General features: G+C 35.8%; 25 protein-coding genes, 2 pseudogenes and 1 riboswitch. Of the genes and pseudogenes, 15 read left to right on the top strand and 12 right to left on the bottom strand.

Features of this window, described 5'->3' with window-relative positions; translation table 11 throughout:
• Nucleotides 1-218: 218 nt before the first annotated feature.
• Complete coding sequence (locus tag BM211_RS23015; RefSeq protein ID WP_090999804.1) at nt 219-2,192, top strand: S9 family peptidase; 1,974 nt, start codon at nt 219-221, stop codon at nt 2,190-2,192.
• A gap of 359 nt (nt 2,193-2,551) precedes the next feature.
• Here BM211_RS23015 and BM211_RS23010 read toward each other — a convergent pair whose 3' ends face one another.
• The 3 genes and pseudogenes from BM211_RS23010 to BM211_RS23000 all read right to left on the bottom strand — a co-directional run bounded on the left by BM211_RS23010 (nt 2,552) and on the right by BM211_RS23000 (nt 5,317).
• Nucleotides 2,552-2,845 (bottom strand): hypothetical protein, encoded by a 294-nt coding sequence (locus BM211_RS23010; RefSeq protein ID WP_035434376.1) that lies wholly within the window; start codon nt 2,843-2,845, stop codon nt 2,552-2,554.
• A gap of 334 nt (nt 2,846-3,179) precedes the next feature.
• Nucleotides 3,180-3,569, bottom strand: a pseudogene (locus BM211_RS23005) (alcohol dehydrogenase catalytic domain-containing protein); the annotation flags it as partial.
• A gap of 503 nt (nt 3,570-4,072) precedes the next feature.
• A complete protein-coding gene (locus BM211_RS23000; RefSeq protein ID WP_035434375.1) occupies nt 4,073-5,317 on the bottom strand; it encodes a DUF5068 domain-containing protein in 1,245 nt (414 codons plus the stop codon).
• A gap of 881 nt (nt 5,318-6,198) precedes the next feature.
• On the opposite strand from BM211_RS23000, the gene BM211_RS22995 reads away from it, so the two are divergent.
• From BM211_RS22995 to BM211_RS22975, 5 genes are all read left to right on the top strand, one after another.
• Complete coding sequence (locus BM211_RS22995) at nt 6,199-7,704, top strand: malate:quinone oxidoreductase (RefSeq protein WP_035434374.1); 1,506 nt, start codon at nt 6,199-6,201, stop codon at nt 7,702-7,704.
• Between the two features lie 201 nt (nt 7,705-7,905).
• Complete coding sequence (locus tag BM211_RS22990; RefSeq protein WP_035434373.1) at nt 7,906-8,202, top strand: RNA polymerase alpha subunit C-terminal domain-containing protein; 297 nt, start codon at nt 7,906-7,908, stop codon at nt 8,200-8,202.
• Between the two features lie 143 nt (nt 8,203-8,345).
• Nucleotides 8,346-9,098 (top strand): aminoglycoside phosphotransferase family protein, encoded by a 753-nt coding sequence (locus BM211_RS22985; protein WP_035434372.1) that lies wholly within the window; start codon nt 8,346-8,348, stop codon nt 9,096-9,098.
• 54 nt (nt 9,099-9,152) lie between these two features.
• Nucleotides 9,153-9,533 (top strand): VOC family protein, encoded by a 381-nt coding sequence (locus BM211_RS22980; protein ID WP_035434371.1) that lies wholly within the window; start codon nt 9,153-9,155, stop codon nt 9,531-9,533.
• A 264-nt stretch (nt 9,534-9,797) separates the two neighbouring features.
• The gene (locus BM211_RS22975; RefSeq protein WP_090999802.1) at nt 9,798-10,628 is read left to right on the top strand and encodes a putative protein N(5)-glutamine methyltransferase; all 831 of its coding nucleotides are present in this window, start codon (nt 9,798-9,800) and stop codon (nt 10,626-10,628) included.
• Nucleotides 10,629-10,685: 57 nt separating this feature from the next.
• Here the strand turns inward: BM211_RS22975 and BM211_RS22970 are convergent, their stop codons facing one another.
• Nucleotides 10,686-11,192 (bottom strand): mismatch-specific DNA-glycosylase, encoded by a 507-nt coding sequence (locus tag BM211_RS22970; RefSeq protein ID WP_035434370.1) that lies wholly within the window; start codon nt 11,190-11,192, stop codon nt 10,686-10,688.
• A gap of 340 nt (nt 11,193-11,532) precedes the next feature.
• Between BM211_RS22970 and BM211_RS22965 the strand changes: the two genes are divergently transcribed.
• The gene (locus BM211_RS22965; protein WP_090999799.1) at nt 11,533-12,132 is read left to right on the top strand and encodes an undecaprenyl-diphosphatase; all 600 of its coding nucleotides are present in this window, start codon (nt 11,533-11,535) and stop codon (nt 12,130-12,132) included.
• Nucleotides 12,133-12,199: 67 nt separating this feature from the next.
• Here the strand turns inward: BM211_RS22965 and scfB are convergent, their stop codons facing one another.
• From scfB to BM211_RS22950, 3 genes are all read right to left on the bottom strand, one after another.
• A complete protein-coding gene (gene scfB, locus BM211_RS22960; protein ID WP_090999791.1) occupies nt 12,200-13,591 on the bottom strand; it encodes a thioether cross-link-forming SCIFF peptide maturase in 1,392 nt (463 codons plus the stop codon).
• A gap of 102 nt (nt 13,592-13,693) precedes the next feature.
• Nucleotides 13,694-13,843 carry a six-cysteine ranthipeptide SCIFF gene (scfA, locus tag BM211_RS22955; protein ID WP_081625642.1) on the bottom strand — a complete coding sequence of 50 codons (150 nt, stop codon included), beginning with the start codon at nt 13,841-13,843 and terminating at the stop codon, nt 13,694-13,696.
• Nucleotides 13,844-14,081: 238 nt separating this feature from the next.
• Nucleotides 14,082-15,164 carry a TRAP transporter substrate-binding protein gene (locus BM211_RS22950; RefSeq protein ID WP_090999789.1) on the bottom strand — a complete coding sequence of 361 codons (1,083 nt, stop codon included), beginning with the start codon at nt 15,162-15,164 and terminating at the stop codon, nt 14,082-14,084.
• An 82-nt stretch (nt 15,165-15,246) separates the two neighbouring features.
• Between BM211_RS22950 and BM211_RS22945 the strand changes: the two genes are divergently transcribed.
• The 3 genes from BM211_RS22945 (at nt 15,247) to dctP (ending at nt 18,940) form a co-directional block, all read left to right on the top strand.
• Nucleotides 15,247-16,854, top strand: a complete 1,608-nt coding sequence (locus BM211_RS22945) for an ATP-binding protein (RefSeq protein WP_177206986.1) — start codon at nt 15,247-15,249, stop codon at nt 16,852-16,854.
• Nucleotides 16,844-17,542, top strand: a complete 699-nt coding sequence (locus tag BM211_RS22940; protein WP_035434364.1) for a response regulator — start codon at nt 16,844-16,846, stop codon at nt 17,540-17,542. Before BM211_RS22945 ends, BM211_RS22940 begins: the two co-directional genes overlap by 11 nt.
• Before the next feature lie 120 nt (nt 17,543-17,662).
• Nucleotides 17,663-18,940 (top strand): C4-dicarboxylate transporter DctP, encoded by a 1,278-nt coding sequence (dctP, locus tag BM211_RS22935; RefSeq protein WP_035434363.1) that lies wholly within the window; start codon nt 17,663-17,665, stop codon nt 18,938-18,940.
• A gap of 83 nt (nt 18,941-19,023) precedes the next feature.
• Here the strand turns inward: dctP and BM211_RS22930 are convergent.
• Nucleotides 19,024-19,224, bottom strand: a pseudogene (locus tag BM211_RS22930) (DNA-binding protein); the annotation flags it as partial.
• Nucleotides 19,225-19,330: 106 nt separating this feature from the next.
• Between BM211_RS22930 and BM211_RS22925 the strand changes: the two are divergent.
• Nucleotides 19,331-19,894, top strand: coding sequence for an SMI1/KNR4 family protein (locus tag BM211_RS22925; protein ID WP_090999785.1), 564 nt, complete (start codon nt 19,331-19,333; stop codon nt 19,892-19,894).
• Nucleotides 19,895-20,234: 340 nt separating this feature from the next.
• On the opposite strand, the gene BM211_RS22915 is transcribed toward BM211_RS22925, so the two are convergent.
• Nucleotides 20,235-20,882 carry a glycosyltransferase gene (locus tag BM211_RS22915; RefSeq protein WP_090999781.1) on the bottom strand — a complete coding sequence of 216 codons (648 nt, stop codon included), beginning with the start codon at nt 20,880-20,882 and terminating at the stop codon, nt 20,235-20,237.
• 225 nt (nt 20,883-21,107) lie between these two features.
• Here BM211_RS22915 and BM211_RS22910 point away from each other — a divergent pair, with 225 nt between their 5' ends.
• The 3 genes from BM211_RS22910 to BM211_RS22900 all read left to right on the top strand — a co-directional run bounded on the left by BM211_RS22910 (nt 21,108) and on the right by BM211_RS22900 (nt 22,394).
• The gene (locus BM211_RS22910) at nt 21,108-21,632 is read left to right on the top strand and encodes a hypothetical protein (RefSeq protein ID WP_090999780.1); all 525 of its coding nucleotides are present in this window, start codon (nt 21,108-21,110) and stop codon (nt 21,630-21,632) included.
• A 200-nt stretch (nt 21,633-21,832) separates the two neighbouring features.
• Nucleotides 21,833-22,156, top strand: a complete 324-nt coding sequence (locus tag BM211_RS22905) for a YbjQ family protein (RefSeq protein ID WP_035434835.1) — start codon at nt 21,833-21,835, stop codon at nt 22,154-22,156.
• Nucleotide 22,157: 1 nt separating this feature from the next.
• Nucleotides 22,158-22,394: a hypothetical protein gene (locus BM211_RS22900; protein WP_035434837.1), complete on the top strand. Its 237-nt coding sequence runs from the start codon at nt 22,158-22,160 to the stop codon at nt 22,392-22,394.
• 105 nt (nt 22,395-22,499) lie between these two features.
• Here BM211_RS22900 and BM211_RS22895 read toward each other — a convergent pair whose 3' ends face one another.
• On the bottom strand, nt 22,500-22,961 hold the full coding sequence (locus tag BM211_RS22895; protein WP_035434839.1) for a YusW family protein: 462 nt from the start codon (nt 22,959-22,961) through the stop codon (nt 22,500-22,502).
• Between the two features lie 265 nt (nt 22,962-23,226).
• Between BM211_RS22895 and BM211_RS26870 the strand changes: the two genes are divergently transcribed.
• Complete coding sequence (locus tag BM211_RS26870; RefSeq protein ID WP_218160823.1) at nt 23,227-23,403, top strand: hypothetical protein; 177 nt, start codon at nt 23,227-23,229, stop codon at nt 23,401-23,403.
• 30 nt (nt 23,404-23,433) lie between these two features.
• Here BM211_RS26870 and BM211_RS22890 read toward each other — a convergent pair whose 3' ends face one another.
• Nucleotides 23,434-25,074, bottom strand: coding sequence for a peptide ABC transporter substrate-binding protein (locus BM211_RS22890; protein ID WP_090999778.1), 1,641 nt, complete (start codon nt 25,072-25,074; stop codon nt 23,434-23,436).
• A gap of 132 nt (nt 25,075-25,206) precedes the next feature.
• A riboswitch (SAM riboswitch) is annotated at nt 25,207-25,312 on the bottom strand.
• Nucleotides 25,313-25,539: 227 nt separating this feature from the next.
• Nucleotides 25,540-26,391 carry a GRP family sugar transporter gene (locus BM211_RS22885; RefSeq protein WP_090999776.1) on the bottom strand — a complete coding sequence of 284 codons (852 nt, stop codon included), beginning with the start codon at nt 26,389-26,391 and terminating at the stop codon, nt 25,540-25,542.
• Between the last annotated feature and the right edge of the window lie 286 nt (nt 26,392-26,677).

The raw sequence follows: 26,677 nt of genomic DNA, 5'->3' as shown, positions 1-26,677 counted from the left end.
GGACGAGGCAAAAAGCGCCTCTCTGTCAGGGGCGTGGGCGTCCTGCGATTCTGAGCGAGCCGCTTCCGCTTTTCTTAAGAAGTTAGGCGGGAGATCAACGGCCCGTAAAAGCCCGATTGGTTCAACTAATAATCAGTGGGGGATGGAACCCCCCCACTGATTAAAGTTTCACTTTATTGAACAAATTAGATTACTAGACATTACGAGGGGGTACATTAATGAAAATGAATGAAAAAACATATCTAAGTATAGAAGAGATTATTTCATTACCAACCTTATCAGGTACAAACATAAGTGATGATGGCAAAAACGTAGCATTTGTCAAGAAGACAGCTAACTGGAAGGGCAATCAATATAGGAATCATGTATGGATATATGAAAAAGATAAGGGGCAGAGTTACCCATTAACAACTAGGGATATAGATAGTACATACCCATTATGGTCTCCAGATTCTAGGAATATCGCATACCTTAGCCCAGTTGGTGAAGGGGATAATAAGAAAAATCAGATCTTTGTTAAGTCAATAGATGGTTATAGTGGGGTTCAAATTACTGATGAGAAAGAAGGGGTCAGTAAATTCAAATGGGAGTCTACTGGCAAGGGTTTTTATTATGTTGCACAGTCAAAAGAATCTGAGGTGATAAAGAAACGTAAGGAACTATATGGAAACTTTCATCATATAGGTAAGGAATACCAGAATAATTGTTTATATTACATTGAAATAGAAAAAGTGATACAAAATGATAAATATGAACACGAAAATAGCGTTGTTTATCAACTAACTGATGGGAAGGATTTTCATATCCATGAATTTGATATTTCAAATGATGGGAAAAAAGTTGTATTTATGGCTACACCAAGCTCAAATATGGGAGATTATATGAATGGAGATCTATATATACTAGATATTAAAGCTGGAGAGCTACAAAAGATGAATATAGATAGGTTGTTGGGAGGGAGCGTTTGCTTTTCTCCTGACGGCAGCAAAATATGTTACTCAGCAAGCATAAGGGAGAAGGATTACTATAACACTCATATACAAGACAGTACATTAGAGATACATGATATTAATAATGGAGAGCTAATTCAACCTTTAACAGATTTTGATAGTACGGTTATTCCATTACGGTGGACAGCTAAAGGAATTTTAATTAGATGGCAGAATAAAACTAATTACCTTATTGGGTTGCTATCTGAGGATGGCACTGTGGAAATGTTAAGCGAAAAAGCAGATAGCTTTATAATGGATGCTTCTATAACAAGGGATGGAAATCATATATCCTATAATAAGGCTATAACAAATGAAACCTTTGAAATCTATTTAGACGATAAAAAAATAACGAATGAAAATAGCTTTTTCAAAGGAAAGCTTAAAAGTAACAGGGAAATAATCTCATGGAAAAGTAGTGATGGTCTTGAAATAGAGGGAGTTTTATCAACCCCAGTAGAGTTTGACGCAAATAAAAAATATCCCTTATTAGTGGTAATCCATGGTGGGCCAGCCTTTGCATCCTTTCCAATATTTTCAGACTGTTTTAATGAGAAATATCCTATTGAACAGTTTATCGAAAAAGGCTTTATAGTTTTAGAACCAAACTACAGGGGAAGTTCTGGTTATGGTAATGAATTCTTAAAAGCAAACTATAGAAAACTGGGAATTGCTGACTACGATGATGTTATATCTGGAGTGGATAAACTAGTTGACAAAGGGATTGCAGATAAAGATAGAGTAGGGGTTATGGGATGGAGCAACGGGGGATATATATCAGCTTTCTGTTCTACATTTAGTAGTAGATTTAAAGCTATTTCAGTTGGCGGTGGAATTACTAATTGGAGTACCCATTATGTAAATACAGATATACCTTACTTTATTAGGATGTATTTAGGAAATAATCCATGGAATGATCCAGAGATATATACGAAAGCATCACCAATGACATATATTAAATCAGCTTGTACTCCCACCTTAATCCAACATGGCGAAAAGGATGCAAGAATTCCAACTCTAAATGCATATGAGCTATATCAAGGATTAAAGGACATGGAAGTTGATACAGAATTAATTATATTTAAAGAAATGGCATATAGTTCTGACCAGCCAGGAATTCATGTGGCTATTATGAAGCAGAATTTGATGTGGTTTTCACACTATATTCTTGGAGAAAGTATGAAAGATTTTAGGGTTTTATAATGGATATCCTCACAGGATACATAAGGATGAAACGGTCTTCATAAGGAAGCTTTTTTTCATATTTAGCCTGTGATTGTAGCTCTTGTTTTTTGCTGGAAAAACAAGTTTCACACAAGGTTTTGATCAAACTTTTTTAACACTTACAAAAGTTGTTCCATTAAAAAATGTTTTAGGCTCGATTTGATTGTCGATAATGGTATCTAAAGTAGTAGGTACTATGGATTAAAGGCAACAAATTTATAATATGAACCAAAAGGCTACCTATTGCATAAATAGGTAGCCTTTTTTATTATTTACTTTTTTGCTTTTTAAAGGATTTAATCAATTCCTTTTCTTGCCAAGCTTCTTTAAGTTTTTTATTAAAACTCATAATCAATTAAATATGTTCCTGTATTTACCAATCGTTGAGGTAGTGTATAAATATTAGTTGCAATTGCTCCAACAATTATAGCTATAACCCAAATAGTGATTTTTTGTCCTAAAGCCATATCTGAAAAACTCATTGCAATTGCCCCAAAGAAGAAAATTGCAGTAATAATATTCATTAACCATCCCGAAATTACTGCGAGTAATACTAAACCTTGTCCTAAAATTATTAATAAAATACCAACAATCTTAAATATAAATTGTATTATTGCTTTAATAATAATCATATATGGTTATTTTTCCTCCATTTCCTTCTTTCCGTAGGTGTACCGCCAACATTTTAATGAAAATAAATAGTATCTCAAAACTCATCTTTAAATCAAATTCTCAATTCAACTCGTGTTATGGATTTTTGAGAATCCCTTAGCGTATAAAAACGTTAAAATGTGCGTCCTACCCCTGTATATTACTTTACAATAAATTACAAATATAATCAAAATATATTCATACAATTTTCAAGATTCCCATTAATTAGATAATTGGATAGTTAAAACAAGGCTTTATTATTTTGAAAAAAATTGCACCGTTTATAAAAAAGTTTAACCGTTTTAGAGGAGGAATTTTAAAGTAAACATTGTTGGGTTTAATAGATACTGGTCCATTTTCAGGTAGACACTTATATTCGGCGTAAGCGCCAAAGCCTATTAGGGAAGCGGCAAAAACTTGATCACCTTTCTTAAATCGCTTGACATCTTTCCCTACTGACTCAACCTCTCCAGCTAACTCCATCCCTAATATATCTTTTTTTGGTTGTCTAAAACCCAATGCTATTCGAGCGGGTAGCCAAACAGAGAGAGGAACTGTAAAACTTCTTGACCGAATATCTGCTACTGTTACAGTTGTCGCTTTTACTTTTACCAGTATTTCGTTTTCCTTAGGAGTAGGTTTTTTTACCTCTTTCAATTGAAGAACGTCGGATGGACCGTACTTTGTATACACAATTGCTTTCATTTATTCCCCTCCTCCAATTCGTTCTATTCATTTATATATGCAAGCACGAATAAATAGAACGATGGTTTCGCTCTTCAAAAACTATTCTTAACATGTCCTGTACTGTTTTCCGCATTTGGATCTGGCTATCTAAAGGGAGAGAACATTTGAATGGAAAGATTAGTTGAGGAATTGTTGAGTAACAATAAGTTGTTTTATTTAAGAAGGGAATAAATATATTTCAAACAGTTGCTTTTTCTTGTAGACTTCCTTTTTAATAAAGATTCTTTATAAAATAAAGAAAAGTAAATTTGATTAAAAATAATGAGAGAGTAATTGGATAATTTAAGGGATTGGATAGTTAAAGTTCTAGGGGAGTTCAGAGGTATCGCAATAACCTAGGTCACATAAGTGGTCAAGAAAAGAGATATTGGGCGGCGCAGTTATTATTTATCAAAATGCACTTTTATGGATTGTATTGGTTAGGGTGAGGAAACAACCTCACCCTAGCTTCTCTTGCTACTTTATTTCGGTAATGTGAATTTCACTTTTTTCCCGTTTGAAAGGTCTTTTGCTTCTTTATTTCTCATAGGTCCTAATTCGATCTCAAAGCTTTTGTTTTTCCAAATCTTTTCGTATTGCTCTTCATCTAAGATGTAAACTTGTAATAGCTCGCCAGATGTTCCAGTTTTGATCACATCATTATACTTGTAATTTACCAACATGCCTTCGCTGAGCGTATACTGTGTGCCATCATTTAATCTTAGTGTAGAAGTGCTGATAGAAGATAATCCGATATCTTCAGACCCTTTGTTATCGAGTTTAAATTGAACTGTCAATAAAACAATGCCGTTTTTGAAATTTTCAAATCGGGGAGCTTCAACGGAATTGGGCGTGAATTTGGTGAATTGGTGTCCATTTAACGTAACTTTGACATCACCTAATTGTTCACTTTTATTAATGTTTGCTTTCTCGTTTAGCATTTTCTTCTCGCCCATGTTATCCACAGTTACTTTATCTTTATAAAAAGTTTTATCTGCTGAAACCTTCTCACTACCTTGTTTGTTTAAACTTAACGCAAAGTTCCCAGAACTTCCGATTGGAGCGTCAAATTTTCCTTTATTAGCTTGTGCTTCAGGAACTTTGACTGATACCGTTGATAGTCCTAAAATTTTTGTTAAATCATCTTTACCGAACGGATAAGCAACATAACCGGAAACAGTTTTCCCTGCTTCTACTAAATAATTATTTTTTGGAGATAATTTTTCAGATAGTTGTTCTTCTTTTGGAATTAACTCTTTATAATTTGTGTAAATCTTTTTAGCGCCTGTAAATGACATGTCTAAGGTTGGCATATAATAGACATCTTTATTTGAACTATTCTTTACAGTATAGTGTGCAAGAATAACCCCGCCATTTGTTTGGTTGTTAAAAGGAATGTTAAAATCGGTATGAAAATCATTCAGCTCAACTAATGTATAGTTATCAAGCGATACGGAAACATCTTGCAATTTATGTACTTGCGATTCCTTGTTTTCATAAAGGACTTTTGTTTTGCCGTTTGTTTCTTTCTCCATATATGAGATAAGCTTTGAATAATCGCTTGATTTAGTCGCCGTATCTTTGGATTCTTTTTCTTTTGTTGTATTCGTTTTTTCTGTCTTATTCTCTTTTTGCTCTTTATTTGCTTTATCGCTTTGACCACAGCCAGTTATCATAAAGGCTGCAACCATCATGATAGAAAATAAAGAAACTATTTTTTTTGACATGTTTCTTCCCCCTACTTTTCCCCTTTGAAATTTTAATCTGTACAGTCAAATAATCGGTGACATCTCCCCCTTATTGTTTCTACGTTTTATTATAGAGAAAATTCACATTAATTACTACATTTTCCTCTTTTTGCGCTGTTCTATTGGATAAATCTCTATGTCAAAAAGCAAACTTTATGACATAGAATAAAGTGTGTTCTAATTTCATTAAATTGTATGTTCAATATGAGTAGCCCCCATTTGAATATGGTAAAATTCAAATTTTTCATTAATAAGATGACGAGAATCGACAATTTTCAGTCCTGCGAGAGGAAAAATTCCTCGAACTATTAATGAATGCCGAATTGCCAGAAGCGCCATAAATGGAAAAGTAGAAGAGAGGCTTTCTAGCAAAATCTATACTGAAACAGATCTCCCCGTTATAGTAAAAAACGTCCTATCATTCAAAATCTCTATGGCTTGTTTATCCGTCCAAGGGATTTTTTATAAAATTATATGGCACAAATATTAGCGTTATATTTACTATAGGGTGCAATTGTCATATAACATAGGCAGAGAATGATCAGACTTTATTCCAAACTATTAATTGCAAAGAATCATACTATAAGTAACGGCAAACTAAAGACTTAACCCTTGTAAGAAGCGGGGTTAGAGCCTCCTGAATGAAATTCTTCCTTTTTTAACAGCTTCAAATAGTTTATAATTATCAGATAACAGTAGATATTTTACCTTGTAAATAATTATAATAGAATATGAACGGTTATAATTGAGACAGAAAAGGTGTGTTCCTAGGTGGGGGTCTAGGTGGCGCATTGCTTTTATGACATTTAAGCAGGAGCGCCTACTCTTTTTTGTAAATATAGGGGATGAGGAAGGTTATCATGAGCAAAATGCAGAAGAAAACAGACGTTATCTTAATTGGTGCCGGAGTTATGAGCGCGACTTTAGGCTCATTATTGAAAGAGTTAGTACCTGAATGGGAAATCAAAGTGTTTGAGAAACTCGCGAGCGCGGGAGAAGAGAGCTCTAACGAATGGAATAATGCGGGTACGGGCCATGCTGCGCTGTGTGAGCTTAACTATACATCCGAAAAATCTGACGGATCTGTAGATATTAGCAAAGCTATAAAAATTAATGAACAGTTTCAGCTTTCAAGACAGTTTTGGTCTTATCTTGTAGATAGCAAGCTGATTCGTAATCCGCAGGACTTTATCATGCCAATACCTCATATGAGTTTAGTACAAGGGGAAAAAAATGTAACATTTTTGAAAAGACGTTTTGAAGCGCTTTCAAATAATTCCCTGTTTCAAGGGATGGAATTTTCTGATGACCATGAAAAACTGAAGAAATGGATTCCGCTTATTATGGAAGGTCGTACATCGAATGAACCGATGGCGGCAACAAAAATCGACTCTGGAACGGATGTCAACTTTGGTGCGTTAACACGCATGTTGTTTGATCACTTACAGAGTAAAAACGTCGAGATAAACTACAAGCATAGTGTTCAGGATATTAAACGTACTAGCGATGGTTCATGGGAAGTGAAGGTGCATGATATCGATAGCGGTAAAATCGAATATCATACTGCGAAATTCGTCTTTATCGGCGGTGGGGGCGGAAGTCTGCCTTTACTACAAAAAACTGGTATTCCTGAGTCAAAACATATTGGAGGGTTCCCAGTAAGCGGACTATTTATGGTATGTAACAATCCGGAAGTTATAGCGCAGCACCATGCAAAAGTATACGGTAAAGCTAAGGTTGGTGCTCCTCCAATGTCTGTTCCGCATCTTGATACAAGATATATCGACAACAAAAAAACATTATTGTTTGGACCGTTTGCTGGTTTCTCACCAAAGTTCTTAAAAACTGGTTCAAATTTTGATTTAATAGGTTCTGTAAAACCGAATAACGTCTTCACTATGTTGGCAGCAGGCGTAAAAGAGATGGCATTAACAAAGTATTTGATCCAACAAGTTATGTTATCGAATGAAAAGCGTATGGAAGAATTACGCGAGTTTATTCCGAATGCCAAAAGCGAAGATTGGGGCATAGTGGTAGCGGGCCAACGTGTGCAAGTTATCAAAGATACTGCAAGTGGTAAAGGAACACTTCAATTTGGTACGGAAGTTGTTAGTGCCGCTGATGGCTCGGTAGCTGCATTACTCGGTGCTTCTCCAGGTGCTTCTACTGCCGTTCACGTTATGCTTGAGGTATTAGAAAAATGTTTCCCACAACGTATGAAAGAGTGGGAACCGAAAATAAAAGAAATGATTCCTTCTTATGGCGTGTCACTAGTGGAAAACCCAGAGCTTTTCCAAGAAATTTTTACTTCAACAGCGCAGACGCTTGGTTTAAGCGAAAAAGAACGGTCTGTTGTTAATTCTTAAAGATATTTAATGAAAAAGTCTAAGAAACAGAAGCTGCGGATTTGAAATAAAGTCATGATGCCTCACCCCTTTAGATACGATTATCTAAAGGGGTGTTTTTATGGTAAAAAGAATATCTGAAATAAAAAAATGCTATAATTATCGTTAATTTGAGGCGTGAAAATCAATCTTGTTAGTGATGTAGAAAAGGGGGTATCAAAAATGCCAACTTCAAAGAAAAGTTTAAGAATTTGCGACAAAGGACACAAATACTATAAAAGTAGCGATTGTCCCACTTGTCCGGTTTGTGAGAAAGAACGGAAACCGGACAATGGATTTCTTTCATTACTATCAGCACCAGCTAGACGAGCATTAGAAAACAATGGAATAACTTCTTTACAACAGCTATCAAACTTTAGTGAAGATGAGATTTTGCAATTTCATGGTATGGGACCAAGCTCCTTACCTAAACTTAAGACGGCTTTGCAGACCAATGGGTTATCATTTAGACCGAAATAGAATGATTGCCGAAAAGAATTCATTTTGATTAATCAAAATGGATTTTTTTATTTGACGAAAAGAGCAGTCTAGCAGCAGAAGGGTTTCACTATCATTACATCGAATTTAGCTTTAGTGCAATTTATTTTAAGGAGAGAAAATAATTGAGCCTTGGTGATCCGATAGCTATAGGGAATACGGCGAAGATATATCTTTGTGATAATCAAATTGTGAAAGTGTTTAAAAAACACCTTCCAAATACAGAATCTTTATACGAGGCAAAGAAACAAGAATACGCTTATTCATGTGGGCTCCACGTTCCAAAAGTATTAGAAGTTACCGAAATAGCAGGTAGACAGGCAATTATAATGGAATATGTAAAAGGGAAAACAGTAGGTGATCTCTTAATGAGTAATATGGAACTAGCTGAGCATTACATAAATATTTGCGTCAATGTACAACAAGAGATGCATGCTGTTGTTGTTGATTCCAATTCACTTGAGTCGATGTCAGAAAAATTGCATCGCCAGATTGAATCTGTACATAGTATAGATGAAAAACAAAAGGATAAATTATTAACAAAATTGGATTCAATGGTATTTGAACCAAGGCTATGTCATGGAGATTTTCATCCATTTAATTTAATCATGAGTAATGATAACGTGAATATTATTGATTGGGTTGATTCTAGCTTGGGAGATATTCGGGCAGATGTCTATCGAACGTATCTATTATATTCACAGTCTTCAGTAGAATTAGCTGAAATGTATTTACGTATATATTGTAAAAATACTGGTTTATCTAGGGATGAAGTTTTTGGATGGGCTTCTATTATTGCTGCGGCAAGATTATCAGAAAGTGTATCTTCAGAAAGCAGAGGACGTCTAAATAAGTTAGTAGCTCAATATTGTAATTAAGGGAACGATGAAAAAATCAATATTAACTGAAATAGAAGAAAGAGGGGAAAGTAAATGATTAATAAAGTCGGTCAAATTATGTTATATGTAAATAATCAAGATGAGGCATTGCAATTTTGGACAGAAAAAGTAGGGTTTAACGTAGTTTCTCAAGAAGATAATGGCCAAGGATTTAGATGGATTGAAATTTCTCCAACGATGGAAGCAGGAACGAATATCATTCTTCACAATAAGGAATTCATTGCTAAAATGCAGCCTGAATTAAATTTGAATACACCTTCGCTAATGTTTTTCACGGAAAATCTCGATCAGTTATATAAAGATTTATCGGATAAAAAAGTCACAGTCGGAGAAATTGTAAGTATGCCTTCTGGTAGAGTATTTAACTTTGCCGATCATGAAAATAATTATTTTGCAGTAATGGAAAAAAAGTGAATTCCTAGATCATAGGTGAAGCCAACATCAAAATGAATTTTAGCTGTGTTCATGTTGGAATAATAAAGGCATTTAAAAGCACACCAAGAGAGATTATGATGACATCTCTTTTGGTGTGTTTTTTTGTAAAGCATAATAAGAAAAATTCCAGCCCAACTTTCAGATAGAAACTATAGTTGGAGACCGGAAAGGTGGCTAAACTGAACGGCAATGTAATCCACTAATCTAACAAGCAGATTATGAAGATGGGCAGGAGGGGAGCGTATGGATTCAAAGAAAGCATCTTTGAGCCTCGAGAAGGCCGAACGTGGTTTTTATGGAGGCACCATTTATACAATCATTGTCAACAGGCTTCAGGCCGCTGGCTGTGTTTTCGCCGAAAATGAGGCCCGGTTTCTTATTTCTGCGGCCATGACGCCGGCTGAGCTCATCGTCATGGTGAACCGGCGAGTAGCTGGCTTGCCCCTCGAACAAGTTATCGGATGGGCGGAGTTCTGTGGTTTGCGGATAGCGGTGGATCCGGGAGTCTTCGTACCTCGCTATCGCACGGAGTTTCTCGTCCGCCAGGCTGCCGCCCTCACCCGGCCGGGCGCTGTCGTGGTTGACCTGTGCTGTGGTTCGGGTGCGCTTGGCGCTGTACTGGCCGCCATGCGGGAGCGGATTGAGTTATACGCTTCCGATATTGACCCCGCAGCGGTGCGGTGCGCTTTGCGCAACGTCACTGCTGCAGGTGGTCGTGTGTACGAAGGTGACCTCTATGAACCATTGCCCGCCATATTGCGGGGCCGCGTCGATGTCCTAGTTGTGAACGCACCCTATGTACCTACTGAGTCAATCGGATTGCTACCTCGAGAGGCTCGCATACACGAGGCGCGTGTGGCGCTCGACGGGGGAGCGGACGGGCTTGATATACAGCGACGGGTGGCGGCCGAGGCGCCACTTTGGCTGGCACCCGGTGGTCATCTGCTTGTTGAGACGAGTGAGCGGCAGGCACCGCATACTGTTGAGATATTCACTCGTAATGGGCTGATACCGCAGTTGGCCAGTTTCGAAGAGCTAGATGCCACCGTGGTTATCGGAACGAAGATGCAATAAAAATGTAGAAGGGAGGAGTAAATAAAAATACGACGGGCTTGCCTACCCGTCGTATTTTTATTTACATACTAATTCAGTAAGTTGCTTATAAATCTCTACAATTTCTTCAAGTTTTATTCTTACTAACCCGCTTGAGGATGGAGCAACAAAATCAATTGTTCCAGGTATGACTGGTTCAGGCTGCTGTCCCCACGGAGCTACTTTGTGTCCGCTATATTCCTGATAAACACCTTTCCCAACAAAACAAATTACTTTTGGTTTTAACCGCATAATTTTTTGTTTTAAAATTTCTTTTCCTTCTTTATATTCTTCCTTTGTAATTTCATCCGCTGCCTTAGTTGGCCTTGCTACTATGTTTGTAAGACCCATATTTAGATCTAACAGTTTGTAGTCTTCTAAAGCATCATATTTTTTAGGGGTCAATCCTGCTTCATAGAGAATTTTCCAAAAGCGATTATTGGGATTGGCGAAGTGATGTCCTGTCTCGCTTGAGCGAATGCTTGGATTAAAGCCGACAAATAAAATGTTTAAATCTTCTTTAACATGATCATGAATGGGGTTCAAGGTTAACTCTCCTTCTTTATGGAATTGAAACGTATAAAGTTTTTTTATTGTACCATAAGGGGCAGTTTAAACAATTTATAATGCTCTGATTGTTACCTTAACGGTGTTTTCACACGAGGGAGAAGTACTTTTCCCTCGTGTTTTTTTATTTCCAATAATCTTTTGTAACTACTTCTTAATTAAGAAATAGTTAAGGAGTAGTTAAGCCCCATTTAAACCTTTTTTCCGATAATAAAATTATAAGCATATAAGAAGGTTGGTATTTTTACATGATCACAATAATCAAAAGAAGGTATATGGCAATCAGTTAATCACCTTACGATAAAGGAGGGATTTGAAAATGTCTTTTTCTCAATTCAATATTGATGTTTTTCGGGCAATCAATGATTTAGGTAAACAATATTCGTTTTTAAACTCGGCCGTGGTATTTTTGGCGGAATATATGGTATATATTTTAGGTTTGATTATTATAGCTTATTGGTTTACTCGTTCTGAAAAAAATAGGATGATGATTATTCAAGCGATGGTTGCTTTTGTGATTGCTGAGATGGTTGGAAAAATAGCAGGGAAATTTTATTCCAATTATCAACCATTTGCAGTGCTATCTGATGTGAATAAACTTGTCGACCATGCGGTAGATAATTCATTTCCTAGTGACCATACGATTCTGTTTTTCTCAATTTGTTTTTCGTTTTGGCTTGTTCATAAAAAGACGGGGTGGTTATGGCTTATACTCGCATGTTGCGTAGCGATCTCCCGTATTTGGGTAGGGGTTCATTATCCGTTTGATGTGGCAATAGGGGCTTTAATAGGATGCACTTCAGCGTTAGTTTCGTATTGGCTTGTCCCGAAATTTTCTTTCATCAAGCAATTGCTTAGTCGATATGAAAGAGTAGAGCAACATGTTTTGCCATTCAAAAACAAATCAAAGGGTTTTTGAGTATACAAGTATAAAAATCTTTAAAGAGGCTGAGTATAAATCTCAGCCTCTTATTATATCCTTGTACTTATTCAGCTTTTTCCATAGCTCTCATGGATTCAGCTACTTTAACCATCATGGAACATTCGACTCTCTTACGGAAGATGTCACAGCTGAAATCATAGATTCCATTGATGGAGCCGGTTGCGTGCAGCGCGTTGGCAGGGCAGCCGCCACTGCAGTAAAGTTTCGCCCAGCAGTCCTGACATTCCGGTTTTGAGTAGCAGTTGCTTTCTTTAAATTGACACTGCGTCTCTTGTTTTGTGATTCCATCCCAGATGTTTCCCATACTGTATTCTTGATCTCCGACGAACTGGTGGCAAGGGAAGAGCTCACCCCATGGCGTGACAGCGAGATATTCGGTTCCTGAGCCACATCCTGAAATTCTTTTTTGAATGCAAGGGCCTTCAGAGAGATCAAGCATGTAATGGTAGAAGGTGAAGCCGTTGCCTTCTTCATCACGCTTTAACATTTCCTTAGCGAGAACTTCGTACTGATTGTAAATCTCTGGGAGGTCCTTTTCAGTTAGCGCATATGGTTCCCGAGGATCGCAGATAACTGGTTCCATCGAGAGCTTGTCGAACCCAAGATCTGCGATATGAAAAATGTCATTGGTGAAGTCGACGTTGTTGTGGGTGTAGGTTCCACGCACATAGTATTCTTTATCTCCACGCTTTTCGATGAATTCCTGGAACTTCGGAACGATATAATCGTAGCTTCCCTTTCCAGTTACTGTTTTACGCAAATGATCGTGGACTTCTTTTCTTCCATCAAGACTTAATACGACGTTGTACATTTCCTTATTTAAGAAATCGGTGACCTCATCGTTTAAGAGCATACCATTTGTAGTGAAGGTGAAACGAAAGTTCTTTTTGTATTCTTTTTCTTTGCTTCTTGCGTAAGTGACAATCTGTTTCACAACTTTCCAGGCCATGAGCGGTTCTCCGCCGAAGAAGTCGACGTCGAGGTTGCGGTGGTGACCGGAGTTTTCTAGTAGATAATCGATAGCGCCTTTACCAACTTCATAGCTCATGATTGCTCTGTTTCCGTTGTATTTCCCTTGGCTGGCGAAGCAGTATTCGCATGACAGATTACATGTATGTGCGACGTTGAGACAGAGGGCCTTTACATAAGTTTGGCGATTTCTTAAATCAATTGAGAGATTTTTAAATTCATCTTCAGTAAAGAGTTGGCCATCATTTTTTAGTTCTTCGATATCTGCGATTGTTTCTTGAATGTCCTTCTCAGAGATATCGGAATTATGTGCGTATTTTTCTAACATCATTGTCAAGATTTCTTCCGCAGAAGTAGTCTCATAAAGCGCGATGATTTCATAGGCGAGATCGTCGACAACATGTACTGATCCACTGTAGGTATCGAGTACAATGTTGTATCCGTTTAATTTATATTGATGAATCATACTTGATAATCAAGCTCCTTTTATCTATAAAGTGAAACTGTTCGTACAGAATAAAAATGGCCGCCCATCTGGGAAACAGTTGGGCGGTACGTGTCTTATTTCCTATCTGTTCATTGTGTTTTCACACTTTTGGTTTGCAACGCCGCAAGACGTTTTGCAAGCTGATTGGCAAGATGTTTGGCATGCGCCGCATCCACCGTGTTTTACCGTATCCATTAGTTTACGAGTGCTCAGTGTTACGATTCTTTTCATAACGTATAACTCCTTTTTAAGAAATAAGATTAATGTTTGTGAATATTTTCACATTGAAAATCACAATTTGTGAATTTTTTCACATTTTAAATTAAACTTTGTGATTGCTTTCACATTGATTCCAGTAATAATTTTAACAACACCTTTGATTTACGTCAATCATTCATGGTGTCAACTAGGTTATATTAATAAATCCGTCCTTTCTTTATGACATTAAGAATGGACGGATGTTTTTATTTTATGGGTTTTGCGATTGTAGTTCTTGTGTTCGATATTTCCTTTGTAATGCCCTCAACTCTTCTACCAAATCCTCTCCAATCATAGGAGCAAGTTTATCGTATATAGGTAATAGTACCGTTTCCCAATGTTTTCGTTGTTCATCATTTAATTCATGAATTTGAATTGATGAATTTTGTTTAATGAGTTCAAGTTGTTCTTTATTTATTTGAGCGGCCTGTTGATTATTCCAAGCAGTAGCTTCTTCCATTGATTCCGTTAATATTTGCTTCGTTTTTTGAGTTTGTTCGTTCCAAGTTTTTTGATCCATCATGACAACGTATCCTAAATATCCGTGGTTGCTAATTGTCAAATAGTTTTGAACGTTATAGAATTTTTTAGAGTAGATATTTGAAATGGTATTTTCTTCACCGTCAACTTTTCCTGATTCAATTAATTGATATGTTGAATTGAATGAATCTTGATGAGCTTTAACCTTTAATAAATCGAATTGGGATTGGATGACATTACTTTGCATAATGCGAAAAGATTGTCCTTGTATATCTTTTGGTGTATAAATTGGTCCTTTGTTTGAAGTGATTTGCTTAAAGCCGTTGGACCAGTGGGCAAGCCCTTTTATTCCGTCTTTTTGTAAGGATTGGAGTAACTGTTCTCCAATCTTTCCGTTTAAGCCTTCTTGCAAGGCTTCATAATTTGAAAAAGCAAATGGTAAATCAAGTACACCCCATTCAGGGGAGAACGTTCCAAGTTTTGATGTGGAAGGAGCAATAAATTGTACTTGTCCGGATTTCAAAGCGCGAAATTCTTCTATATCAGAATATAAGCTTCCGTTAGGAAAGACCTCTATTTTTATTTTACCATTTGATTTTTCATTCACGAGTTCCGCAAATTTGTTGGCAGCGAGCCCTTTTGGGGTGTTTTCTGCCACAACATGGCTAAATCTAAAGACAATCTGGTCTTTTAGTCCTTCTTGGTCATCGTCATATGCGAGTTCACTTTGAGGAGACTGTTTCTGATAATGAATAAATAAAGCGCTTGCAATAAAGGTGGTAAAAAGGAGTATAAAAGTTGCTGCTTTTTTCATCTTCGTTCTCCTTTCAAAGCTGATATTGTAAGCATACCGAGAAGATTTCTATTCGTAAAGATGCTTTGAGAGGAAAGGAGGTATAAGTGTGAGGGATTTACCAATCCGTTGGAAGATTACGATTCTTTCTTATGCAGTTGTGATTGTTTCGCTCATGATTGGTGGAGGGATTATCGTCGCTAATATTCAACAAAAGGAAGAGAAAGAATTAAGAATTCGATCGATGAATACAGCGCGAACAGTAGCAGAAATGTCAGATGTAAAGAAGTCTCTTCAAGAAACAAATGGGTGGGTAACATTAAATTCTGTAATTGAAAATATTAGAGTCATTAATGAAACAGATTATATTGTTGTCATGAATATGGAACGAGTTCGTTATTCGCATCCGGTGAAAGAAATGATAGGAAAAGTTTCAAAAGGAGCAGATGAAGAAGCGGCGTTTGCAGAACATATTTATTTTTCAAAAGCAAAGGGAGAAATAGGGACTGTCATTCGTGCTTTTATGCCTATTAAAGATCAAAACTTAAACCAAATTGGCGTTGTTGTTGTAGGAAATAAAATACCAAACTTTTTTGAGATTATGAGTGAATTAAGGGGAGAAGTTCTTTTTATAGTCATCTTAATGTTAGTACTTGGGTTGATAGGTTCATTAATGCTCGCTAATCATATAAAAAAACAGATGTTTCAGTTAGAGCCGCATGAAATTAAAAGAATACTTGAAGAGAGGACAGCAACCTTTCATTCCATGAATGAAGGGGTGATTGCCATTGATAATCAAGAAATCATTACGGTTTTTAATAAGAAAGCGAAGCAAGTTTTTCATGTAACGGGAGATGTTGTAGGACAGCCTATTCGAAAAATATTACAGGATACAAGGCTCCCAGAAATCGTGGAGAAAAATCAAGCAGTATACAATGAAGAAATAAAAGTAAGTGGAAAAGTTATTTTAAGTAACCGTATACCTATTAAGAAGGATAATAAATTAATTGGAGCGGTGGCAATTTTCCAAGACCGTACGGAGGTAACGAAGCTTGCGGAAGAATTAACTGGGGTGAAGAACTTTGTTGAAGCATTGCGTGTGCAAAGTCATGAGCATATGAATAAACTTCATACAATAGCAGGCTTAATTCAGCTCGGTAAAGCTGACAAGGCATTACAACTGGCATATAACAGTTCCGAGGAGCAGGAGAGTGTAAGTGATTTTTTAAATGAGACCATTAAAAATGATGCTGTTGCAGGGCTTCTTTTAAGTAAAGTAAGTAGGGGGAAAGAGCTTGGTATTCAAGTGATTATTGATCAAAATAGTTATTTGGATGCTTTTCCATACCAATTAGATCAACATGATTTTGTTGTACTATTAGGTAATTTAATAGAAAATGCATTTGGATCATTTGAACAAATTGAGGCCGCAAATAAAAGAATTGATATTAGTATTGAGCAGTCAGAGGACGTGTGCGCAATATTAATTGAAGATAATGGATGCGGGATAAAAGAAGAGCATTTACCGAGAGTATATGAGAAAGGTTTTACTGTGAATAAACGTGATGGAACAGGTTATGGCCTTTTTCTCGTAAAACAAATTGTTGAGAAGGGGAGAGGCGAAATTAAAATCTCATCTTTTGAAGGTGAAGGAACTAGCTTTATCATTACTTTTCCAATGGAGATGGAGGCGGAATTGTATGGCGTATAAAGAGGAATTTAAAGTCGTGCTAATCGAAGATGATCCGATGGTTCAGGAAGTAAATAAAGAGTTTATAAAAAGTGTAAAAGGGTTTCAAATCATTGCTATTGCTAGCAATGGTGAGGAGGGAATTCGTTTTGTAAAAAAAATGAATCCAGATCTTGTTGTTTTGGACATCTTTATGCCGAAAAAGGATGGCATTCAAGTATTACAGGAATTTCGAAAACAACAATTAGAAACGGATGTTATTGTTGTTTCTGCTGCTAAAGATAGGGAAACAATTAAACTTATGCTGCAAAATGGAGCGATAGATTATATTATTAAACCTTTTAAGTTGCATCGAATCCAGCAAGCATTAGAGAAATATCGCCAATATAAAAGAAGTTTGAGAGATTCTGGATCTATTTCACAGGAGCAGCTAGATTTATTATTATATTCTGGGCGTTCTGAGAGAACGACGAGCAATTTACCAAAAGGTTTAAATGAATTTACGTTAAATGAGATTGTAACGTATGTAAAACAGCAGGAAGAACCTCGTTCTGCTGAAGATGTGGCACGTGCCATTGGCATAGCTAGAGTGACGGCTCGCCGTTACTTAGATTATTTAGAAAAAAGTGGTGTCATTCATTTGGCAGTTCAGTATGGCGGGGTTGGAAGGCCGATTAATCGTTATGTATTTCGTGAAACAAAAAATTAAGACCAAAATGAACAAAATATTCGTTATGACCATAAACTTCTCTCTTTCCAATGTAAACGCTATCATTATGTTAGAAATTAATGGATAGAAAATTTAGAAAAATCAAAGGGGAGAAGAAAGGTGAAACGACTCTTTAAAAATTTAACCTTTCAAGTATTAGCGGCTATTGTGCTTGGGGTGTTAGTTGGATTGTTTTGGCCAAGTGTTGGTAAAGAAATGAAGCCGTTAGGTGACACATTTATCAATGCTGTAAAAATGGTAATTGCACCAATTATTTTCTTAACAATTGTACTCGGCATTGCCAAAATGGGAGATATGAAAAAGGTTGGTAAAGTTGGTGGAAAAGCTCTTATTTACTTTGAAGTTGTAACGACATTTGCCCTTATTGTTGGTTTAATTGTTGTAAATGTTATGAAGCCAGGAGAAGGCCTGAATTTTAATGAACTTGCAAAAGGAGACGTATCAAAGTATACCCAAAACGGGGGACATGGACTGAACTGGATTGAGTTTGTGACTCATATCGTTCCGTCTAATATGGTTGATGCATTTGCGAAAGGTGATATTTTACAAGTATTATTCTTTTCGATTTTATTTGGTGTAGGGTTAGCGGCTCTTGGGGAAAAAGGAAACTCAGTCATTGATTTCTTAGATAAACTTTCACACGTATTCTTTAAAATTATCGGCTATGTAATGAAAGCTGCGCCAATCGGAGCATTTGGTGCTATGGCATATACAATCGGGCACTTTGGACTTGCGTCGCTTGTACCACTTGGAAAATTAATGATGTCAGTATATGTAACGATGTTCTTATTCGTTTTTGTTGTTTTAAATATTATTTGTAAGATGTATGGATTCAGCTTATGGAATTATTTAAAGTTTATTCGAGATGAGATTTTAATTGTATTAGGAACAAGTTCTTCTGAATCTGTATTGCCAAGAATGATGAATAAGATGGAGAAATTTGGATGTTCAAAATCTGTTGTTGGTCTCGTAATTCCAACAGGTTATTCCTTTAATCTTGATGGTACGTCTATTTATTTATCGATGGCTGTTGTCTTTTTAGCACAAGTATTTGGTATCGATCTAACAATTGGACAGCAAGTTACCATTATTTTAGTGCTTATGTTAACGTCTAAAGGTGCTGCCGGTGTGACAGGAAGTGGGTTTATTGTGTTAGCATCTACGTTAGCTGCGTTAAAGGTTATTCCTTTAGAAGGATTAGCGTTGCTTCTTGGAGTTGATCGCTTTATGAGTGAAGGAAGAGCGATTGTAAACTTAATTGGAAACGGGATTGCGACAATCGTTGTCGCAAAGAGTGAAAAAGAATTTGATGAAGCAAAGCATGCAGAAGCTGTTTCTAGTGTAAGAGGATTAGCAGAGGCGAAGGAAGCTGTATAATGCATGAATAGAAGAAACTATCCACTAGAATAGGTGGATAGTTTTTTTATTGTATTTCCGCGGCTATTCTTCTTTGAATAAAGCTGATAGTATCTTTTATTTCTCATTTTAGCTATAAATTGAAAAACAGGTATAGATCCTTGATGAATTAAATACTTGTTCTTTTCACCTTGTTTAAATTTTAAAAAACTACTGTAGGTTTGACAATTTCGTTTTATAGTCATAGCTGATACTTTTATTTTCTTGGCTACTTCTTCAGCTGATAACCAGTCTTTTTGTTGCACTGTTTAGATCACCATTCTTCTAAACATCTGAACAAGCTACATATGAGATGTCGCTAGCATTTTGGAAATTCACTATGTTAAAAGATTTAAGAGGAGGAAAATTAAAATGAACAAAATCATAAAGCAAGTATTAAATGAAATAATTGATTTGGAAATGGTAGTATCAAAAAAAGAAGATGCATATAAGTCAATCGAAACAATTGAACGAATATATGGTGTAGATTTACCATTAGACTACAAAGAGTTTTTGCTTGAATATGGAGGGTGTTTTATTAAAGATAATAGAATGTATCAGCCAATTGAAGTTACCCCTGTAACTCCCAAGGATGGTTTTGACTCGATAGGTGGCTTTTATGGTATTACTAGTGATGCCTATGAAATTGAATCAATCATTCAAACTTATAAGGATATTTTAGGAGGTAGTGTAATGCCTATTGCAGATGCGGACGGGGGAGATTTAATATGTATAGGTTTAAAAGATAAATACAAGGGTAAAATTTATTATTGGTATCATGAAGGTGAAACAATAGACGAAGATGGAAAAGAATATTATTATCTTATAGCAAACTCTTTTGAAGAATTTATTTTAAAATTTTCAATTCATGAAAGAAAAAATGTAAATTTAGATGACATCGAACTCTTTTTAGACGAAGATTTATTAAAAGATTAAATAGTATCCCATAGATAAACTATAAAACCTTTGATATGGTAGCATAATTTTGGTTAGTAACATTATTTGTTTTAAAGTGAATATTAATGGAATTGGTTTTATAAAATTCTTGAATGTCTTTCGTTTCTAAAATGCTACTAGGAAGAGAAGAAAATTGAAACTCTTTACTTCGCTGCTTATGAAAACCATATAAGTCCATTGCTTTTGAAAAGAACAAAATGTGATTCCCCCAATTGTAGAAAATATCATATTTTACAATTTTTTTGATGGGGATATCTTAAATATCTATAATAATTGATAAAAATAAAGCTCCTTCCTATTTAGAAAGGAGCTTTTCCTATTAAAATTTATTTGGAAATTGTTTTATAATACCTTCTGTAAGTGTGTCGGCCATTTTAATAATATGGTCTTCTCCTTTATCGTAAGCAAGAATATCGGCATCCCAATCCTTTTTAATTCTCGCTATAGCCTCATCTGCAACAAATTTTAAATGGGTATATAATAATTCTTTTAATGCATCATTTGACCAATTTGGGTTGGCGCTGCTAAGAAATTGAGCAATATCATCAGCGTTTTTATACCACTGTTTATTGAACTTTTTCAAATTTGCTTGATTACCGCTTTTGGCAGCAACTACTACTTTTCCTGCAAGGAGAATGTGCTCTCTTAATAGTTTGGCAAGCTTATTACCAGCTGCTTCCCCATAATAGGGCTTTATTGCATTTCCAATATCATCTTGGTTTTTTAACAGTCTTGCTAGCACCTTATCTTGATCTTTCAGCCCTGCTAAGGCACTTATAATATAATTTCTTGTCCATATTGTATGGTCAATCCAAAGTCTTCTTAAATCATCTTTCAGTTGTATTGCTGATTGGCTAGGGCAAGGATTTTGTGTACGTACGTTTTCTTCTGCGCCTACTTTTATTGGTGATAAGAGGATAGTACAAGACATAAGTAATAGTGAGAATTTCAAGAGTAGCTTTTTCATGGGTATCTGCTCCTTTTGATTTACATGAATGTTCCATTGTTAGTTTGTATAGATTCAGTTATTTTATTCTAATTAACTTAAGTGTTTTAGCACGTAGTGGATAAAGTGACGATATTGTGAACAGAATATGGCTGTAGCTATAAATGAGAGCAGATACGTGTAAATTTTTACTTGTTATCGCTATAATAATGAGAGAAGACATGTGAACAAAAGGAGCAGTTTGAGATGAGGCAAAAAGCTTGGGGTGTGATTCTGCTTAGTAGTGCGTTACTATTAACAGGATGTACTAGTAATAAAGAAGCAAAACAAGAAACGAAAGACAAAGTAGAGCAAGCAAATCATAAAGAAGATAATCCTGAAGATTTGAAAGTGTATCAATCTGTACATAGCCAATATGAAGACAAAATTAATAATGAAGTAAATGAGGCTATGAAGCTTTGGGGAAACGCGAAAGAGGAATCTGGAAAGGCAATGAAACTTCCGAAGTTTAAAGAAGATGTACAAAAGTTAACGGACAATACGTTAGCAGATATTGAGAGTGTACGTAAGGAAATTCGAGTTCCAAAGTCAAAAGAAAGAGAAAATGAATTATATATAGGCTTTTTAAAAGAATCAGAACAAGCGGTGAAAAAATTAAATCGATTAGCGAAAGAAGAAGATTCTTCATTAATTCGCGATATTGAAGTGCATCTGTCTACAGCAGTTAAATATTATGACCGCTTTAAAAAAGAAGAGAAGTCAGCGAAATAACTTTGTTTCCGAACAAAGTTATTTTTATTTTATCCCGCTATTCGTGGGCAGTAAGATCCCCACTGATGGAAGTTTCACTTTATGAGAGATATTTTGTTGGACTATAAATATTTAATCGGAGTGGAGGAATGTTTGACATTTATTACATATATTATTATCATTATCGATAATGATAATAATAATGAAGGGAGTTGAAAGAAATGATTGTTGTAACAACGGAGAGCTTACCAGGTTATGAAGTGAAACAGACTTTGGGAACGGTATTTGGATTAACAGTGCGAGCAAGAGGATTAGGGAAAGATATTATGGCTGGATTCAAAGGATTATTTGGAGGAGAGATTCTACAGTATACAGAGATGCTTGAGGACGCAAGAAAATATGCGTTAGATCGCATGATTGAAAATGCCGCAGCAATGGGTGCAAACGCGATTATTATGGTTCGTTTTGATTCAGGAAGCTTGAGTCATAATATGAGTGAGATTGTAGCGTATGGTACAGCTGTTATTGTAGAAAAGGTTGAATAGTATGTGGAAAGGTATTGTAGCCTATTTTTGTGTACAGATCATTATTTTCCTTATTATTTTACTAATAGCTAAGAGAAAAGATAAAAGATTACAAGATAATCATGGTACAGAAGTACCCAATGGTTATTTATTTACAGGAGAAGTATACTTTGATCCAACTACAAGAGAGAAATATGAAGTATATTATAACAAAATGGATGGGAAAAGATTTCATAAAAAATGTTCTAATGAAAAATAAAAAAATTATAAAGTAGCCCCTTTAGACGAAAGTTAAAAGGGCTACTTTATTTCTAGCTGTTCGAATCCTCATGATAAATACAGGTGTATTTTTAGAGTTCGTTTTTTACTTTGGTGCTTTATATTCTTTTTTCGTTCCATCTGTAAAGACAACTTCTAAGTCGAATTTTTCATAGTCTTTGTCCAGTTGGAATACATCTACTACTTGATTAATAACATCTTCATCTTTTGTTTCCTTATCGAATTTTAATTGCTGTAAGAGTGGAGTTAGCTTAGTCAATGCTTCATTTCCAGCTAGCTTTTCATTTGTTTTACGATCTTCTAATTTTACCTCTGGCTTGTCACTTGCTGTTTTATGTTTATAGTCAGCTTCGTAGTCTTTCTTTGTATCTTTGTAGTTTGCTTTTAAATCAAATTCATTAAAGCTTAATTTTAAATCTTGGTTAGCTGCTTGTTTTCCACCTTCTGTCGTTTTCTTATCAGTAGTTGTATCCTGTTTCTTAGGTGTACAGCCTGTCATTGCAGGTAATAGCATGAATGCCAAAAGGATTGAAAATAAGATTCTCATTTTGTAAAGCCTCCTTAGTTGTTTTCAAATAAAGTTTTTCCAAAATTTATCTTTTTATGTAAGAGAAAGGAATTATTTTTAAAATAAAAAATGAAATATAAAGAAAAACTGGTTGTTTATACGAGCATCGTTCTTAAGTATTTCTAAATAATGGATTGACAATAATTAGAAAGTTATATAATCTCATTGAAGAAAAATCAAACTGTAACAAAAGCGAATGAAGCATAAAGAATAAAAGCTGACCCAAAAGGCACTTCTGTGCCTTTTGAAGTCAGCGATTTTTTCCGTTATCGACCGTTCTTTGCAATATATCGGCGCTTTTCACAATATATCGGCGCTTTTCACAATATATCAGCGCTTTTCACAATATATCGGCGATTCGACACAAAATAAAGATTCTTCGACGTTATTCAACATACAAGCAGTCGATTTGCTGAATTGAATCATACCGAAAAGTCGACCTCTTTGTACATTACTTTTCAATTCTTGCCCATTTAAAGTTCAATGGCCCTGCAAAATCAACTTCAACGACATCTTTTACATAAGAACGCTCTAAGTAAGATGATCCTCTTTGAGTGAGAGGTGAGATGACAGCATCTTTAAATAAGATTTTTTCAGCTTGTTTTAAAGCTTCCCAGCGTGCTTTTTCATTACTAGCGAGATCCGTTTTTACTTTTTTGATTAAATCATCAAATTCCTTATTAGAGTAATGGTCTAAGTTGTATGGATTACCGGTTGCGAACAATTCTAAGAATGTAATTGGATCAGCAAAGTCTGGGCTCCAGCCATCGATAGCAATTTCATAGTTGCCTTGTAATAATAAAGTTACTTGTTGTTTGCGGGGTTGTGGTTTTAATGTAACTGTTAATCCTTCTAAATTCTTTTCAAGTTTCTCTTTTAAATATGCCCCTGTTTTCTTTGCTAAATCTGTATCGTTTGTTAAAAGTTCTAGTGTAACTTTATCCGATCCGAGTTCTTGTTTTGCTTGTTTCCATAATGTTTGAGCCTCTTTTGGACTTTCTTTTGTTAAGTCACCATTTTCAGCGCGGAAGTCTTTTCCGTTTGGTCCTTTTGCAAAGTTTTTTGGAATAAGTGAGTAGGCAGGAAGAGAGCCATCATTCAATAAAACATTTACAAAAGCTTTTTTATCGATTGTTTTATCGATAGCTTGGCGAGCAGAGATGTTTTGTAGTATTTTATTTTGTTGGTTCATACGTAAAAATTGTACACCAACAGCTGATCGTTCTTTGAAATTAGCATCTTTACGGTATTTATCAACCAAATCAGATGTTAAAGTAACGCGGTCAAGTTGTTTCGATTCGTATAAATTTACTTCTGTTGATTTCTCCTTCACGATATTAAAATTAATTTCTTCCAACTTTACAGCATCTTTATCCCAATAGTTTGGGTTTTTCTTAAATTGGAAGCTTTGTTCATGTTTCCAATTCTCTAATGTAAAGGCACCATTATAAATTAATGTGTTAGATTCTAAAGCGTATTTATTACCTTGCGATTTAAAGAATTCTTCGTTAACAGGCAGGAATGTTGGGAATGCCGTTAGGCTAATAAAGTATGGAACAGGACGGTCTAACTCTACTTCCAATGTTTTATCATCAATTGCTTTTACACCGAGTTGATCAGATGAAAGTTCTTTATTGTTAATCTTTTGCGCATTTTTTATGTCAAAGAATAAGAATGCATATTCAGAAGCTGTTGCAGGATCGACAGCACGTTGCCAAGCAAATACGAAGTCTTTCGCTGTAACAGGTGTTCCATTGGACCATTTTGAATCTCGTAAATGAAATGTATATTTTGTTTTATCTGCGCTAACGTCATGAGATTTTGTTACACCAGGAACGGGTTTATTGTCTTTTCCGAGGTTGTATAAGCCTTCAAATACGTTTCTCATTACTTGCCCGGAATCAGTATCTGTTGCACGTGCTGTATCCATCGTACGAATTTCAGTAGGAGAAGCTAAGTTTAATATCTGCTTACTAGGTGCTTTATCTTTCGCTTTTGCATCGCTCTTGTTATCTTTATAGTTATTGCATCCTGTTAGTACTAAGCTTGCTCCTAAAACAGATACGACAGCGGGTAAAAATTTCTTCTTCATGTTTTGTTCATCCCTAAATTGTTTATTTTGTTGGCTAACAATTATGAGGGAAATAAAAATCCCTCTTTTCATATATAAAAAGAGGGATTTGAGTGTTTATAAAGGTACACGCATTTATAAACAAAGTCCCTCATTCTATCTTTCAAGCCAATTGCTTGCAGGAAGTGGCACAGTATTCGTAAGCGAACCTGTTGCCGAGGTTTCACAGGGCCAGTCCCTCCACCTCTCTGGATACAATGAGTAAACATAATAAACAAGTATTAAATTTTATGTTGCTTTGATTATTCAAAATATTATCACCGAGATAAAAGGACTGTCAATTAGGTTGTTAATATTTTAAATTTTCAGTTTAATAAGAAGAAATTTATCAAGTGTATGCTTGATGAATTTCTTCTTCAATACGCTCTTTGCTTACAAAAAAATCCTAGCCTCAGAGAGTAACATGTCCGAAGCTAGGATGTATCATTAAGATTTTGTCATACCAAGAAGAATAGCGCCGCCGATAATCAAGGCACTGCCAATCGCGATAAATACCATTTGACGTTTTGTTTTCTTTTCACCTAAGAAGACAATCGCACCAAACGTTGAAATCACAATCCCTGTTTGCGATAATGGGAAGCTTGTTGCAACACCAACTTTTGATAAAGAAAGAAGTAAAAATAAGTTTCCTGTTCCCCAAAGTAGACCAGATAAGATATTACGGATCGCATATTTGTTAAATGGTTTATGCTTAAATGTCAGTATAACTGCTCCAACAAACATACCAACTGCTTGAGGTAAAATAGCAGCCCAGCCATCAATGTTGTACCAACGAATAATAATTACATACACAAAATAACCGAAAGTAGAAACAATGAGAGTAAGTAATCCTTTTTTCAATTGTCCCGGTGGTTGTGCATTTTCTTTATCATCTAAAGAAGTTAAAACAACACCGATTACGATTAAGAGAATTGCGATCGTTCCCATGATAATTGTAGTAGTAGTTGTCCACTCATGAAATGCAATAACCCCAAAGATAGAAGTAGCTACAAGCTGCATACCCGTTGAAATGGTAACAGTTGTTGAAACGCCCAATGTTTGAACGGTTTTTAATTGATTGACTTGTCCTAAAGCCCAAAATAAACCTGAAATAAAGCCAACAATTAATATAGTTAAAGAAAGTACCGGTGTTGTAAATGCATACATAATTGTTGCGAAGAATAGAGCGCCAATTGTTATACCTACCGTTTGGCTATATGCACCGCCACCCATTTTTACACTTATTAATAAAATATTTCCCCATGCTAATGCAGGAAGAAGTGCTAATAAAATGTCCATTACAAGACTCCCTTCTTAATTCTATCAGGGTCCTAACGATTGGCAATTTTCCACCTGGGAAGTAGATGATTACCGATCGCTAAAACGATGAAGTAGTGATGTTCATAAGGAGAACACCATCATTTATCCCGCTATTCGTGGGCAGTAATACTCCCACCTCAAAATTCGGCGAAAGCATTGTCCAGCTCTAACGGCTAGAATCTCCGGCCGTTTCGCCCCCTCGGACGAGGCAAAAAGCGCCTCTCTGTCAGGGGCGTGGGCGTCCTGCGATTCTGAACGAGCCGCT

Origin of the sequence: Bacillus sp. 491mf (assembly GCF_900112415.1) — a bacterium.
Taxonomy (GTDB): Bacteria; Bacillota; Bacilli; order Bacillales; family Bacillaceae_G; genus Bacillus_A.
This window is presented reverse-complemented; position numbering and strand designations above follow the sequence as displayed.

Bases quoted from the DNA above. Each gene is read 5' to 3' on its own strand.
- BM211_RS23015 (WP_090999804.1), top strand. From the start codon at position 219: ATGAAAATGAATGAAAAAACATATCTAAGTATAGAAGAGATTATTTCA.
- BM211_RS23010 (WP_035434376.1), bottom strand. From the start codon at position 2,845: ATGATTATTATTAAAGCAATAATACAATTTATATTTAAGATTGTTGGT.
- BM211_RS23000 (WP_035434375.1), bottom strand. From the start codon at position 5,317: ATGTCAAAAAAAATAGTTTCTTTATTTTCTATCATGATGGTTGCAGCC.
- BM211_RS22995 (WP_035434374.1), top strand. From the start codon at position 6,199: ATGAGCAAAATGCAGAAGAAAACAGACGTTATCTTAATTGGTGCCGGA.
- BM211_RS22990 (WP_035434373.1), top strand. From the start codon at position 7,906: ATGCCAACTTCAAAGAAAAGTTTAAGAATTTGCGACAAAGGACACAAA.
- BM211_RS22980 (WP_035434371.1), top strand. From the start codon at position 9,153: ATGATTAATAAAGTCGGTCAAATTATGTTATATGTAAATAATCAAGAT.
- BM211_RS22975 (WP_090999802.1), top strand. From the start codon at position 9,798: ATGGATTCAAAGAAAGCATCTTTGAGCCTCGAGAAGGCCGAACGTGGT.
- BM211_RS22965 (WP_090999799.1), top strand. From the start codon at position 11,533: ATGTCTTTTTCTCAATTCAATATTGATGTTTTTCGGGCAATCAATGAT.
- scfB (WP_090999791.1), bottom strand. From the start codon at position 13,591: ATGATTCATCAATATAAATTAAACGGATACAACATTGTACTCGATACC.
- scfA (WP_081625642.1), bottom strand. From the start codon at position 13,843: ATGAAAAGAATCGTAACACTGAGCACTCGTAAACTAATGGATACGGTA.
- BM211_RS22950 (WP_090999789.1), bottom strand. From the start codon at position 15,164: ATGAAAAAAGCAGCAACTTTTATACTCCTTTTTACCACCTTTATTGCA.
- BM211_RS22940 (WP_035434364.1), top strand. From the start codon at position 16,844: ATGGCGTATAAAGAGGAATTTAAAGTCGTGCTAATCGAAGATGATCCG.
- BM211_RS22925 (WP_090999785.1), top strand. From the start codon at position 19,331: ATGAACAAAATCATAAAGCAAGTATTAAATGAAATAATTGATTTGGAA.
- BM211_RS22915 (WP_090999781.1), bottom strand. From the start codon at position 20,882: ATGAAAAAGCTACTCTTGAAATTCTCACTATTACTTATGTCTTGTACT.
- BM211_RS22910 (WP_090999780.1), top strand. From the start codon at position 21,108: ATGAGGCAAAAAGCTTGGGGTGTGATTCTGCTTAGTAGTGCGTTACTA.
- BM211_RS22905 (WP_035434835.1), top strand. From the start codon at position 21,833: ATGATTGTTGTAACAACGGAGAGCTTACCAGGTTATGAAGTGAAACAG.
- BM211_RS22900 (WP_035434837.1), top strand. From the start codon at position 22,158: ATGTGGAAAGGTATTGTAGCCTATTTTTGTGTACAGATCATTATTTTC.
- BM211_RS22895 (WP_035434839.1), bottom strand. From the start codon at position 22,961: ATGAGAATCTTATTTTCAATCCTTTTGGCATTCATGCTATTACCTGCA.
- BM211_RS22890 (WP_090999778.1), bottom strand. From the start codon at position 25,074: ATGAAGAAGAAATTTTTACCCGCTGTCGTATCTGTTTTAGGAGCAAGC.
- BM211_RS22885 (WP_090999776.1), bottom strand. From the start codon at position 26,391: ATGGACATTTTATTAGCACTTCTTCCTGCATTAGCATGGGGAAATATT.